Here is a 12,969-nt window from a genome sequence, read left to right as displayed (position 1 = left end):
CGACTGGCCCCCGACTGCACGGCATGATAGTCCTTCGCATCCCACAAGATCGGTCGATACATCACTTCACAGAAGGGCCACGGCGTGACTGAGCTCAGCGTCATCGAGATTTGCGCAGGAGCTGGCGGCCAGGCCCTCGGGCTCGAGCGAGCAGGGTTCGAGCACAAGCTGGCTATCGAGCTCGATCCGATCGCTGCGGACACGATCAAGCGAAATCGTCCATGGAAGGTCGAGGTCGGCGACGTCGCCGATCCGGCAGTATTCAACCCAAAGGCATTTGCACCTGACGCCCAGGCGCAGGATGGGAGGCAGATCGACCTTCTCGCAGGTGGCGTTCCGTGCCCTCCGTTTTCCATCGCCGGCAAGCAGCTCGGCGCGAATGACGAGCGGGACCTGTTCGCCTGGGCCGTCGAACAGGTCGATGTACTCAGACCACGCGCCTTACTGCTCGAGAACGTTCGCGGATTGAGTATGCCGCGATTTGCGGGCTACCGGCAGCACGTGCTCGATCGCCTCAGCAAGTTCGGCTACTCGGCAGAATGGCGTCTCATTCAGGCATCCGATTACGGAGTTCCTCAATTGCGTCCACGATTCGTTCTTATTGCGATGGCGCCCGAAGACTTCCAGTATTTCAAGTGGCCCACGGGCACGGACGAGGTCAAGACAGTCGGAGAAACGCTGCTACCACTGATGATGAACCGGGGCTGGGAGGGCGCGGCCGCGTGGGCCGAAAAAGCCAATGGCATCGCTCCAACGATTGTTGGCGGATCGAAGAAACATGGCGGTGCCGACCTTGGACCGACCCGAGCAAAGCGGGCCTGGGCGGAACTCGGCGTAGACGCCTACGGCGTCCACGACACGGCACCGCCTTACGATAAGCGGCCAATGACGGAGTTCGGACCCAAACTTACAGTCGAAATGGTTGCGCGTTTGCAAGGCTGGGTCTGGGCCAAGGATGAGGCACACCGTTCCGAGCTGGAGAACTCCGAGAACGGTGAATTCGCATGGATCTTCACGGGTAAAAAGACCGCGCAGTACAGGCAGATCGGTAATGCTTTCCCGCCGCCAGTCGCTAAAGCGCTCGGGCAATCCATTGCTAGCGCGCTCAACCACATCGGCGTGCCGAGGCAGCGCAACGACGATCCGCTCACCGACCCTATTTACAAGGTTCTGCGCGATCAGGCACATCGAGACCCGCACATATTCCTTACCGCCGCGCAGATCATCCAGCGCGCGAAACTTTCTATTGACGATCCCGAAATCGATCGCCGAATTTCCCTGCTGGACAAGGACTTCGAGATCATCAAAGATGAAATTGCCAGCGTTCTCGCGTATCGGATCGGAGAATTCCGGGCATTTACCGGCCAGGGCGATCACATCCGGCATGAATACTACCGGAACCATATATCACGCGTTAGCTAACCTAGTTAACGATGACCCCTTGCCTCCAGCGGGTATGCCGCGAATAATCTCCCCCACTACGTCTCCGGCGGGTATGGACAATCAGCCGCCCGCCATCTCTCCCAGATAGAGAGCCGAGCGCGGCTACGTCGGCTAATTCCCAGCTCCCCAGATCCGAGGGGGACCTGACGACGCAACGGAGATACAGACAGGTCTCGCGCCATCGGCTACCTCGTCCGATTCTTTGATCAGGGGCGGAGTGCGCTCGGACTAATGCGGATCAGGGACAGCGCAGGAGATCGGCGACTATTCCACAGGCGGGTCGAGACCATCTGCTCAGCCATGGCGAGCAACCCGTCGAAGTGACGACTTCGGGTCCGGACCTATCGCGGCGGTACAGCTCGAACCGATCGGATCATCTGCTCGTGGTGGCTGTATCAACGTGCCGCGGACCTGGAGGCTGCGCTGTGGGCCGCGAGGAAGTAAGCGCCGGCTGATTCTGTGCTCGCCCTGGAGCTCAGGCTGTGCGCCAACAAAGTGATACGTCGGTTTACATGTACCTGGGCTGGGGTTTTCGTTGTCATGCACAGTGATTCGGCGAAGTTGTAGCGCGCGACAGCGGAAGAGGGGACCCTCGGAGTAGAGATCGCGTTACCCAGGAGCCGCATGACTGTCAGAAGTGACCGTGAAGGTGGCTTGCCGGAGACACTGCCCGCGTTGGAGCAGCTGCCGGCGGATGAGGCTCGGGATCTGTTCGAGTTGATGAGGGCCGCGAGTACGTTCGAGGCGGCCGCGTTGGACAAGTCCATCGATTCGATGGTCTCCGCGTTGCCTCGGCCGTTGCGCCGGGTGACGAAGAAGATCATGTTCGGCGGCAGATGACGGACCTGACTACGCGAGCGCAGTTGATTCTGTTGGCTCGGACGTTGCATGTTCATCCGCAGCGACTGGATCACCTGCGGTATCTCGGGGCCGATCGGTTGCATGCGTTGAATCAGCAGATCTCGGGGGTGTTGTTGGATCAGCACACGGAGATGTTTCGGCGGATCAGCGCGCTGGTGCCGTTCGTTCCGCTGACGATCACGATTCCATTGGTGCAGAAGCTGGTTCCGCCGATGATGACGGGGCGGGCGGCGGGGCCGGTGGGGTTGGAGCATCCGGGCAAGGCCGCTGAGACGTTGACGATGCTCGAGCCGGGCTACGCGGCGGATTGTGCGCCCTATCTCGATCCGCGCGCTATCGAGCAGCTGTCCGATCAGATGGCGCCGGAACCGATCGTCGCCATCATGAACGAGCTGCTGCGACGGCGGGACTATGTGACAGTCGGTCCGTTTTTGGCCTGTGCCACAGCGGAATTGATGTCGGCGGTCGAGACGGGGGTGCTCGATGACGCGGGGCTGATCTTCTCGGCTGCGTTCTCCTATGACGCCGACGTGCTGAGCGCGGTGGTTCGCCAGCTGCTCGACGGGCCGCATCGACGGGTGCCGCGGATGGCGCAGACGGTGATGACGGGTTCTTCCGACCTGCAACACGCTGCGCTGTCGGTGTTTTCGCGGTGCGCGCCCGATGTGGTCCGTCGGGTGGGCGACATGCTGTTCGGGGGCGCGCAGCCCGATGATGTCACGCGGTTGGTACGCAACGCGCTCATGCTGGGGGCGGTGCCCGAATTCCTCACGCTGGTCGGGTATCTCACGCCACTGGGGCTGTGGACGTTGGTCGGCAATCCGGTGTTCGGTGATCCGAATGTCGGTGTGGACTTTGTCGCGCAGATGGGCGCGCGCGCGGATGCGCAGAGTTGGCGTGGGTTGTTCACGTTAATGTCGCGGATGAATGACGAGGTCAGGAGCGCGGCGGGGTACGCGCTGGCTCTGCTGCCGGAGTCGGCGGTGGCGGAGTTGCCCGCGCGGGCGACCGAAACCGGTTGCTGGCCTGCACTACTCGATCTGGTTGCGGTATCCGGGGAGCGGGGACAGTCGCGGTTCGGGGCGATCTGGGCGCAGTTGGGGCCGGAGCGGCGGGCTTATCTGCATCGGTGCATCACCGAGCTCCGGTACGACGCCAGGTTGGCCGAGATCACGGCTTTGGTCGAGCCGGTGGAGGTGGATCTGCTGTTCTATCAGCGGCGGCAGAAGGGGCGGTATCGCGGCTGACCCGGGTCAGCCCTGCCACCGGCCCCAATCCCGTTGAGCGTGCAGCACAGCGGGGTCGACGACACCCCAGATGCGGATCTCGAACCGATATTCCCCGGGCTGAGGCTCGAGGAGACCTTCCACCGCGTGCACCCCGGGGGTCGGCGAGAACACCCGGCGTAGTCCGAGGACGTTGGCCCATTGATCGACCACCCGGCCCGGGTGTTGCGAAAGATGGCTACCGGCTTGACCTTCGACGGACAGGACGGCCTCCATGCTGTCGTCGCTGGTCACCGACGGCGCGACGAACCAGGTCAAGGGCAGCAATCCGACGGCTTTGCCGAGTTCGTTGAGATGTTGGGCGACAGCCGCCTCGATCGCCGAGCTCAGCTGGGACAGATTCATGGGTTAGGTATAGCGCGCCGAGGCAGACAGGGCGAACTCATGGCTGAGTGCGGGTGAAGCGGTTCCCCCACTCCCGCAGCTGCGTAACCAGTTCCGGTGGGCCGAGGACGCGGAAATCCGCTTCTACCTTGCCCAGCAACAGAATCGGCCAGTCGAGGCTGTCTACGGTCAATTCTATGTGGGTGCGGTCGCCGGGGAGGGCGGTGATGGTGCACCAGCGGCCTACTCGGGTGTGGACGTCGGTGGCGGGGGCTTCTATCTCGGCGGTGACGGTGTAGCCGGAGCGGCGGGCGCCGACGGCGTTTCGGACGAAGGTGGCGGCGTCGGGGGCCGGGAGGGTGCGGGGGCGGAAGCGGGCGCCGGTGGTCGCGGAGGCGGTGAGGCGGTCTACGCGGAAGGTGCGCCAGTCGTGGCGGGTGAGGTCGTAGGCGACGAGGTACCAGCGGCGGCCGAGGGAGACGAGGCGGTGGGGTTCCACTTCTCGGGTGCTGGTTCGGCCGTCCGCGGCGGTGTAGGTGAAGGTGAGGCGTTCTTCGCGACGGCAGGTGAGGGCAAGGTCGGTGAGGACGGCGGGGTCGACGTCGGAGAGGGGGACGGCGGTCCAGGCCGAGGATTCGGTCATGGCGCGCAGGGCATCGACGCGACTGCGTAGGCGGGTGGGTAGGACGGTGACCAATTTGCCGAGTGCGCGGATCGAGGGTTCGGCCAGGCCGTCGCCCGCACCCTGGGAGCCTGCTTGCAGGCAGACGGTGATGGCTACGGCCTCGTCGTCGTCGAGGACCAGGGGTGGCAGGGCGGCGCCCGCGGCCAGTTGATAGCCGCCGTCGACACCGGGGCGGGCGTCGACCGGGTAGCCGAGTTCACGAAGGCGGTCGATGTCGCGGCGCAGGGTGCGGGCCGAAACACGAAGGCGCTCAGTGAGTTCCGTTCCGGACCAGTAGCGATGGGTCTGCAGCAGCGACAGCAGTCGGAGGGTGCGTGCGCTCGTATCGGCCATATTCCGATTATCTCGCAATTGCGGTCAGAAACTGGCCGCAATGGGTTCTACCTTGGGTTTCACAACACCGACAAGCAAAGGATCCGGACATGACCACGAGCACCCAGATCGATACCGAGCGCACCGACATCCTCGAGATGCTCGCCAAGCACCGGCACTTCCTGCGCTTCACCGTCCGCGACCTCACCGACGAGCAGGCGGGTCTGCGCACGACGGCCAGCGAGCTGTGCCTGGGTGGACTGATCAAGCATGTGGCCGCGGTGGAAGCGAATTGGGTGGGTTTCATCCTCGACGGGCCCGCGAAAGCCCCCGACTTCGACTCGATGACCGAGGAGCAGATCGCGCAGTGGAGCGATATCTTCCGGATGCTGCCCGGCGACACGCTCGAGGGTGTGTTGGCCGAATACGAGCAGGTGGCCGCACGCACCGACGAGCTCGTGCGCACCCTCCCGGATCTGAACGTGAGTCAGCCCCTGCCGGAGGCGCCGTGGTTCGAGCCCGGCGGACGCTGGACCGCGCGCCGCACGCTGATGCACATCATGACCGAGACCGCCCAGCACTCCGGCCACGCCGACATCATCCGGGAGTCGCTGGATGGAGCGAAGTCGATGGGGTGATGTCGGCGAAGAGGGACTCGGCTGCCGCGCGGTGTTCGGTGGCGGCGGCCGGGTCGGTCGCGTCGAGGACATCAGCGATGCCCTGGTGGGCTGTCGCCTCCTCGAAGCGATAGCCCAGTTCCGTTGCCAGGGTGAGGGTTTGGCGATAGAGGTCGAGGGCCTCGTCGGGTAGTCCTGCGAGACGGCAGGTTTCGGCGTAGCTGTTGAGGAAGTGGATCTTCCAGTGGTCTTCGAAGAGCGCGTCCAACAGGGCGAAGGCTTCTCGGTGGCTGGCGAGTGCTTCTTCGTAGCGACCCATTTCACGCAGGGCGACACCCCGGCAGTTCAGGCACCAGGCTTCATTGTGTTTGTGGCCGTCCTCGCGGGCGAGGGCGAGGGCGCGGTCCAGGTGGCCGAGGGCCTCTTCGGGTTCGTCGGCGGCGATCGCCACGCCGAGGGTGATCTGGGCCTGGAGCGACGGGTGGACGGTGGGGACGGCGAGGGCTTCGCGGGCCAGGTGGGCGGCCCGGTCGCGCTGCCCCAGCTGGAGCATGGCCCAGGCTTCGCCGGCGATGGCGTCGGCGGCGCTGGTCGGGCAACCGCCGGTGGTGTAGAGGTCGCGGGCTTGCCGGAACAGTTCCAGCGGTTCTTCGATACTGCCTTCGTCCCAGCGTAATTGGGCGCAGCGCATCGTCAGTTCGGCGCGGGGCAGCGGGTCACCCACTTCGACGACCAGGGGCGCGGCGGCGGCGTAGGCGGCGGCCGCTTCGGTCATGCGGCCCGCGTTGTAGCGGGCGAAACCCAGATCGCTGTGCGCTTCGGCGAGTTGCCGTGGATCGCCGAGATTCTGTGCGGCGGTGAGGGATTGTTCGAAGAGCGCGTTGAGATGTGTGGTGCCGCACCGGCGGGCGAAGAAGGCGCGCATGAAGCGGGGCAGTTCGCACACGTGGGTGTCGGCGCCGGCTTCGACGGCGGCGTAGAACACAGCCATCAGGTTGGTGTACTCGGAGACGAACCAGAAGAACGCGGCGTCACGACCGGGGAAATGCGGGAGCTCGGCGGGCGGCGAACCGGCGGAGACGGGGCGGGTCGGCGACAGGAACGGCATGGCGGTGTCGGCGGCGGCCGCGGTGTGCACGTAGTAGTCGAGGATGCGGTGCAGGGCACGTTCGCGGTCGGCGGGGGTGTCGTGTTCGAAGGTCGCGGTGCGGGCGTGTTGGCGGACCAGGTCGTGGAGTCGGTAGCGACCGTCGGCGGGTTGCTGGACGAGATGCGCGTCGAGGAGGTCCTCGAGCATGGCGCGGGCGCTGCGCAGCGAGACGTCGGCCACCGCGGCGGCGACGTAATCGGTGAACGTGGAGCCGGGGATCAGGCCGAGCAGCCGGAACAGGCGGCGCTGGTCGCGGTTGAGCTGACGCACCGACATGCCGAAGGCGGTGTCGAATTCGCTGGCGCCCTCGGCCATTCGCTCCACGAGGATGCCGACCGACCAGCCCGGGCGATGCCGGAGACGAGCGGCCGCCAAGCGCAGCGCCAGGGGTAGGTTGCCGCACAGGCGCAGCACTTCGGCGGCTTGCTCGGGCTCCTTGGCCAGCCGTCCGACGCGAGCGTCGCCGCTGGCCCGCACCAGCAGTTCGGCGCTCTCCTCCGGCGTGAGCACGTCGAGGGTCACCGGCGGGACCTCGTCGAGTTCGAGCAACCGGTTGCGACTGGTGATGATGGCCACCGACTCGCCCGCGCCCGGCAACAGGTGGCTGACCTGCGCGGCATCGGCGACATTGTCGAGCACGACGACAGCGCGCAACCGGGCGAGCTCCGAACGCCAACAGGCCGCTCGCAGTTCGACTTCCCCGTCCTGGGGCACCTTCTCCGAGGGCACCTGCAAGGCGGCCAGCAGCGCACGAAGGGCGGCGTCGGGGTCGAGCGGCTGCCGTCCGTCGGTGAAGCCGTGGAGGTCCAGATACAGCTGGGCATCAGGGTATTCGGCGGTGAGTCGATGCGCGGCGTGCACGGCGAGGGAGGTTTTCCCGACGCCTGCCATGCCGTCGATCGCGACCACGCGGTCGGCCCGGACGGCGGCGAGCACGTCGGCCAGTGCCTGCTCGCGGCCGGTGAAGTCGGGCACGTCGCGGGGCAGGTCGTTGCGCGGCGGGGGTGGGGCGTCGGCCGGTGGGCTCGGCGGGGCGGGCTGACGGCTGGTCTTCGGCGGGGCGGGCAGGGGGTTGTTGGCGCGCTCCCAGAGCGGGCGCAGCGGGCGCGGGTCGCGTTTGACCAGGCGGCACAGCTCGAGGACCGCGGGCCACGGCGGGACCGTCTGGCCGCTGAGGTAGCGCGAGAGCGAGGACGAGCTCAGGCCGGTGTCGCGGGCCAGGGCGCGCACGCCGCGGCCGGAGAGTTCCTGGATCAGTCGCAGCCGCGTTGCGAGCTCGTCCTGCGGGTATGCCCGTGCCGTCCGCTGTTGCGCAACCACCGTGTTCCACTCCCGTTGTCCCGGCCTGCACCAGAAATCTCACGACCGACAAGCCGGTGGTCAGGGCCGTTTTCCGCTGTCCCACAGTGTCCCACAGCCATTCTGTTCCAGCGTCGCACGGGCTGTTATTGAGACACACCGCAAGCAGCGGACAAGCACCGAACAAGGAGAACGACATGCAGTCTCGGATGAAGAACCCGGCCATGGTCCTCACCGACGCGATGGGCCCGATCCAGCAGGTGCTCAAGGCCGTGGAGACCGGTGGCGTGGACGGCGAGATCCTGGAGCTGGTCCACCTGCGGGTGAGCCAGATCAACGGCTGCAGCGCCTGCGTTCTCGGTGGCACCACCACCGCGCGCAAAGCGGGCGTCAGCGAAGACCGCCTCGCCACCGTGGTGGCCTGGCGCGAGACCCCGTTCTTCTCCGAGGAGGAGCGCGCCGCCCTCGAACTCGCCGAAGCCGCCACCCGGATGGCCGACCGTCCCGACGCGGTCACCGACGAGATCTGGGACAGCGCCGCCAGCTACTTCGACGAGAAGCAGCTCGCTTCGATCGTGCTGATGATCGGCGTCACCAACATGTTCAACCGGCTCAACGCCAGCACCCGTCAGATCGCCGGCGCCTGGGGCTGAGGCTCCCCTCCCTGTGAAAGGAACTGTCACCATGTCTTCGAATCAGCAAGCGAGCAAGAGCAACTCACACAGCGGATTCTCGCGCTGGATGCAGCACCGGATGAACGCGCGGATGAACCGCAAGATCCGCCGCGGCAATGGCACCTTCATGGGGATGGACGTGCTGATCCTGCACACGGTCGGCCGCCGCAGTGGTCAGCCGCGTGACACTCCGATCTCCTGGTTCCCCGGCGAGGACGGGTCCTGGCTGCTCGTCGCCTCCGGCGGCAAGGACGGACACCCCGACTGGTTCCTCAACCTGATGAGTCAGCCCGATCAGGCAACCATTCAGCTACCCGCTGGAGATGCCGTCGCGGTGACACCGCACGTGCTCGACGGTGCCGAGCGGGCAACCGCCTGGGAACACATCACCACCGCCCAACCGCGCTACGACAAGTACCAGACCAAGGCCGGGCGCGAGTACGCCGTCGTGCGGCTGAGCGCCTGAAATACGGATGTCGGTTGCGCAACGGAAGCCGAATGACCTGCTGAACAGTCATAGACTGCTCAGCAGGCACGGGCGACCGAGCGCCTGATGGGGACCGTTCGGCCGCCGCGAGAGCGGAGGCGAACATGGGCTATCCCGGCTATCCCGGATACCAGCAAGCCATGCCACCGCCGCAACGGCCGTCACCGTGGCCGTGGATTCTGGGGGCACTGGTGGTTGTCATGGCGTTGGGAGTCGGCGTGATCGCGGTGGGAATCATCGTCCTGCAACGCGACCGCAACTCCTCGACCGCCGCGCCTTCCCCCACCGCCGCGACCATTGCGGCCTCGGCACCAGTGCCGGTGCCTGCCCCTGTCCCGGCGCCCGCCCCCATAGACCTCCAAGCCCAGGCTCTCGCTACCTTGCGCGCACAAGCCGATGCCGACCAGCCCTTCGTCAGCGCGGGGGTGGCCAACCGGTGGGTGCCTCAGCTCTCGGCCAAACAGCCGGGATTGGTCGCGCCCGACGTCGACGGGCACATGGTGAACTGGACCAGCAGCGAGATCCTCGCCCAACATCAACGGATGCGCGACCGGTATCCCGGGGCCCGACTGGTCTGGAGCGACGACTGGGCCACGTTCGACCTGCGGGGATGGTGGATAACGCTGGCCGGAACGACCTACAGCGATCCCGACTCCGCCAATGCCTGGTGTGACGCCAGGTCGATCCCCGTCGACGAGTGCTTCGCCAAACTGGTCAGCAATTCGCGCACCTCGGCAGGCACCACGAAATACCGCTGAATCAGGCGGGCAGCAGTCTGCCGATCACCTCGGCGAGCTGGGCGACATTGCGACATTCGTGCATGGTGACGATCTCGGTGTAGTCCTCGGCGGCCGAGTCACCGGTCGACCACGAGCGCGACGGCTCCGGGTTGAGCCAGTAGACCGCCTTCGCGCGCTCGGTGATCGCTTGCAGCGCGGCGAGATTCGGGTCGGTGCGGTTGGTGCGGGCATCACCGAGGATCAGCACGCAGGTGCGTGGGCCGACCGCGTCGAGGTAATGGTCGACGAAACCCTGGAGGACCTCGCCGTAGTTGCTGGATCCGAACCGGGCGACGCCGCCTTCGCGCACGATGTTCTGCGCGAAGCCCGGCGGTGGCGGTTCGCCGGGGGTGAAGTACTGGGTGATCTCGGCGCAGGTGTCGACGAAGCCGAAGCTGCGGACCTTGCTGAACTGGTCCTGCAGGGCCTGCACCAGTTGCAGGGTGAATTCGGCGAAACCGCTGACCGAGCCCGAAACATCTGCCAGCACAACGAGATCGGGGCGGCCGCGTTTGCGGGCGCGCAGTACCGGATCGACCGGGACACCACCGGTGGCCATGGAACGACGCAGGGTGCGGCGCAGATCGATCTGGCCGCGGACCGCCTTCTTGCGGCGCGCCGCCAGTCGGGTGGCGAGTTTGCGGGCCAGTGGGTGCACGAGGCGACGCATCTCGGCGAGGTCCTGTTCGCGGGCACCGAGGAAATCCGTGCGGTCCGCGGAGTTCTCGACGCCGCGGCGGGCGATGTAGTCGGTGCCGCGCAATTCGGCCGAGCGCAGGCGCGCCTCGGTTTGCACATCGGTACGGAACCGGTCGACGCGGCGACGGGCCTCGATGGTGCGCACCGCCGTGTCGAACTGCCCTGTACCACCCATGGTTTGAGCGAGCTGCTCGGAGATCTCATCCGGGCGTAGCGATTTCATGGTCAGGTATGAGGACCAGCCCGCACCGGAGGCCTGGGTGACCCGGCCCGCGCTCTCCCCCGCACCGCCGTAGGCGCCGAAGGTGTCGAGTGCTTCGCGGGCCAGTTCGGCGGTGTCCTCACCCTGGACGAGGGTGGCGAGCAGACGTTCGCGCAGGTCTTCTGCGTTCTCGCTCGGGCGCGCGGGCGGCAGCGAGACGCCGAGGAAGTACAGGTCGAAGAGTTGGTCGAAGACTTTGCGTTGGCCGTTGCGGCGGAGCAGGCAGGCGGCCAGGCCCGCGCGCAGGACGCGGGGGTCGGCGTCACCGAGGGCTACGATCGCGGCTGCCGCGTCGATGGTTTCGCTGGGACCCGCGTGAATGTTGTGCTCGCGCAGCAGGGTGACGAAATCGACGAGCCGAGCGCTCGTGGGAACGATGCGCGAAGGGCTCATCACCGCACGCTGCCGTCCGCCTGGTCGTCGAGACCGAGCCGATCGATGGCGATGCGATGGTCCGACTGGTACTTCAGCAGCACCCCGAGCGTCGAGCGGACCACACCGCCGGTCAGTGTCCGCGTTCCCAACGCGACCAAAGTCCTTGCCCAGTCGACGGTTTCGGCGATCGAGGGCGCCTTGCGCAGGGAGAGCTGCCGGAGCGCGCTCACCGTCGCCACCACCGGTTCGGCCAGCGCGGCGTCGAGCTCGGGAACTTTGAGCGCGACGATCGCCTTCTCCAATTCCGCTGTCGGATAGTCGATATGGAGATACAGACAGCGACGCTTCAGCGCTTCGGACAGGTCGCGGTGGGCGTTGGAGGTGAGGATGACGAACGGCTTGCGGACGGCGGTGACGGTGCCGAGTTCGGGAATGCTCACCTGGAAGTCGCCGAGGACTTCCAGCAGCAGACCCTCGAGCTCCACGTCGGCCTTGTCGAGTTCGTCGATGAGCAGGACCGTGGGATCGGGGTTGCGGATGGCTGCCAGCAGCGGACGGGCGAGCAGGAATTCCTCGGTGAAGACGTGGTCGCGGGTGCTGTCCCAGTCCTCACCGGAGGTGGCGGTGATCCGGAGCAGCTGCTTGGCGTGGTTCCACTCGTACAGGGCGCGGGCCTCGTCCACGCCCTCGTAGCACTGCAGACGGATGAGCTCGGCGCGCACCGCGGCGGCGACAGCCTTGGCGAGCTCGGTCTTACCGACGCCCGCCGGTCCCTCGATCAGCAAGGGTTTGCCGAGGCGGTCGGCGAGGAAGACCGCGGTCGCGATATCGAGGGACGGCAGGTAACCGGCGGCTGTCAGCCTGTCGGTCACCTGGTCCACCGAGGAAAAGAAGTTACTCATCGGTAATGAGTGTATCCACTGCAGCCGACGCGGCGGCGACGCGAGTCCCGGTGACTACGACCGCGGCTTTTCGGCCGTGGCGACCGCGGCAGCGACGCCGTCCAGGATAAGGTCGAGACCGAAGGCGAAATCGCCCGCCGCCGACTCTTCGTCCGGGGGGACCTCGGCGAAAGCCTGATCCGCGAAGAGCGCGGCGATCTCGGGCAAGTGAGACAGGTCGAGGGTCGACACGTCGCGCTGGTACGCGTCGAGGGATTGAGCCTCGCTGCGCTGTTCGGCGCCGCGCTGCTCGGCCATGTGACGGTCGGTGACAAACGCCTGCCGGACGTAGCCGCCGATCACGGTGATCGCCCCGAGCTTGGCGCCCCAGTCCAGCCGGGTCTCCCGCAAGGCGGCGAGGCCGGCATTCATCCACGCGAGGGCGTTGATACCGCGGGGCGGGCCCGTGATGGGGATCTGGGTCAGCCACGGGTGGCGGGCGAACACTGTTCGCTGACCGGTCGCCCACTCGCGCAGCGCGGGGCGCCAGGCCGGGCCGATGACGGGCGGCGGGCCGAAGGCAGTGTCGGCCATCAAGTCGGTGAGGCCGCCTTTCGAGCCGATGTGGCGGTAGAGCGACATCGGCGTGACATCCAGTGCGGCAGCCACTTTCGTCAGCGAAGCGGCGCGCAGACCTTCGCGATCAGCGAGCGCGATGGCCGTTGCGACGATGCGATCCGCGTCCAGTTCGGCCGGACGTCCGACGCGCGGTCGAGCCGGACCGGGCTGCTTGCTGGTCACCGTCTCCTCATTCGTTCGGGGTTTCCACAACTTA

Annotated in this window: 13 protein-coding genes; 7 read left to right on the top strand and 6 right to left on the bottom strand. The window is 66.5% G+C overall.

What is annotated here, in order from left to right; all coding sequences use genetic code 11:
• The first annotated feature begins 84 nt into the window (after positions 1-84).
• The 3 genes from NS1_RS20245 (at position 85) to NS1_RS20235 (ending at position 3,551) form a co-directional block, all read left to right on the top strand.
• The gene (locus tag NS1_RS20245; protein ID WP_062986885.1) at positions 85-1,422 is read left to right on the top strand and encodes a DNA cytosine methyltransferase; all 1,338 of its coding nucleotides are present in this window, start codon (positions 85-87) and stop codon (positions 1,420-1,422) included.
• A 645-nt stretch (positions 1,423-2,067) separates the two neighbouring features.
• Positions 2,068-2,283, top strand: a complete 216-nt coding sequence (locus NS1_RS20240) for a hypothetical protein (protein WP_056812051.1) — start codon at positions 2,068-2,070, stop codon at positions 2,281-2,283.
• A complete protein-coding gene (locus tag NS1_RS20235; RefSeq protein WP_062986884.1) occupies positions 2,280-3,551 on the top strand; it encodes a hypothetical protein in 1,272 nt (423 codons plus the stop codon). Before NS1_RS20240 ends, NS1_RS20235 begins: the two co-directional genes overlap by 4 nt.
• A 6-nt stretch (positions 3,552-3,557) precedes the next feature.
• Here the strand turns inward: NS1_RS20235 and NS1_RS20230 are convergent, their stop codons facing one another.
• Together NS1_RS20230 and NS1_RS20225 are read right to left on the bottom strand one after the other, a co-directional pair.
• Positions 3,558-3,935 (bottom strand): hypothetical protein, encoded by a 378-nt coding sequence (locus NS1_RS20230; RefSeq protein WP_056812055.1) that lies wholly within the window; start codon positions 3,933-3,935, stop codon positions 3,558-3,560.
• Positions 3,936-3,972: 37 nt separating this feature from the next.
• Complete coding sequence (locus NS1_RS20225; protein WP_062986883.1) at positions 3,973-4,932, bottom strand: helix-turn-helix transcriptional regulator; 960 nt, start codon at positions 4,930-4,932, stop codon at positions 3,973-3,975.
• A gap of 89 nt (positions 4,933-5,021) precedes the next feature.
• Here NS1_RS20225 and NS1_RS20220 point away from each other — a divergent pair, with 89 nt between their 5' ends.
• Positions 5,022-5,549 carry a DinB family protein gene (locus NS1_RS20220; protein WP_062986882.1) on the top strand — a complete coding sequence of 176 codons (528 nt, stop codon included), beginning with the start codon at positions 5,022-5,024 and terminating at the stop codon, positions 5,547-5,549.
• On the opposite strand, the gene NS1_RS20215 is transcribed toward NS1_RS20220, so the two are convergent.
• Positions 5,509-7,998, bottom strand: a complete 2,490-nt coding sequence (locus NS1_RS20215) for a tetratricopeptide repeat protein (protein ID WP_062986881.1) — start codon at positions 7,996-7,998, stop codon at positions 5,509-5,511. The two genes, NS1_RS20220 and NS1_RS20215, sit on opposite strands and share 41 nt — an antisense overlap.
• A 176-nt stretch (positions 7,999-8,174) precedes the next feature.
• Between NS1_RS20215 and NS1_RS20210 the strand changes: the two genes are divergently transcribed.
• From NS1_RS20210 to NS1_RS20200, 3 genes are all read left to right on the top strand, one after another.
• Positions 8,175-8,630 carry a carboxymuconolactone decarboxylase family protein gene (locus tag NS1_RS20210; protein ID WP_056812067.1) on the top strand — a complete coding sequence of 152 codons (456 nt, stop codon included), beginning with the start codon at positions 8,175-8,177 and terminating at the stop codon, positions 8,628-8,630.
• A 31-nt stretch (positions 8,631-8,661) separates the two neighbouring features.
• Positions 8,662-9,117, top strand: coding sequence for a nitroreductase family deazaflavin-dependent oxidoreductase (locus NS1_RS20205; RefSeq protein ID WP_062986956.1), 456 nt, complete (start codon positions 8,662-8,664; stop codon positions 9,115-9,117).
• Positions 9,118-9,242: 125 nt separating this feature from the next.
• Positions 9,243-9,896 (top strand): hypothetical protein, encoded by a 654-nt coding sequence (locus NS1_RS20200; RefSeq protein WP_062986880.1) that lies wholly within the window; start codon positions 9,243-9,245, stop codon positions 9,894-9,896.
• A gap of 1 nt (position 9,897) precedes the next feature.
• Here the strand turns inward: NS1_RS20200 and NS1_RS20195 are convergent, their stop codons facing one another.
• The 3 genes from NS1_RS20195 to NS1_RS20185 are packed head-to-tail and all read right to left on the bottom strand — an operon-like array spanning position 9,898 to position 12,935.
• Positions 9,898-11,271 (bottom strand): vWA domain-containing protein, encoded by a 1,374-nt coding sequence (locus NS1_RS20195; RefSeq protein WP_062986879.1) that lies wholly within the window; start codon positions 11,269-11,271, stop codon positions 9,898-9,900.
• Positions 11,271-12,155, bottom strand: a complete 885-nt coding sequence (locus NS1_RS20190; RefSeq protein WP_062986878.1) for an AAA family ATPase — start codon at positions 12,153-12,155, stop codon at positions 11,271-11,273. The genes NS1_RS20195 and NS1_RS20190 overlap by 1 nt, the downstream gene beginning before the upstream one ends.
• A gap of 54 nt (positions 12,156-12,209) precedes the next feature.
• Complete coding sequence (locus NS1_RS20185) at positions 12,210-12,935, bottom strand: TetR/AcrR family transcriptional regulator C-terminal domain-containing protein (protein ID WP_062986877.1); 726 nt, start codon at positions 12,933-12,935, stop codon at positions 12,210-12,212.
• Positions 12,936-12,969 lie beyond the last annotated feature (34 nt).

This window comes from Nocardia salmonicida NBRC 13393, assembly GCF_001613085.1.
GTDB classification, from domain to species: domain Bacteria; phylum Actinomycetota; class Actinomycetes; order Mycobacteriales; family Mycobacteriaceae; genus Nocardia; species Nocardia salmonicida.
This window is presented reverse-complemented; position numbering and strand designations above follow the sequence as displayed.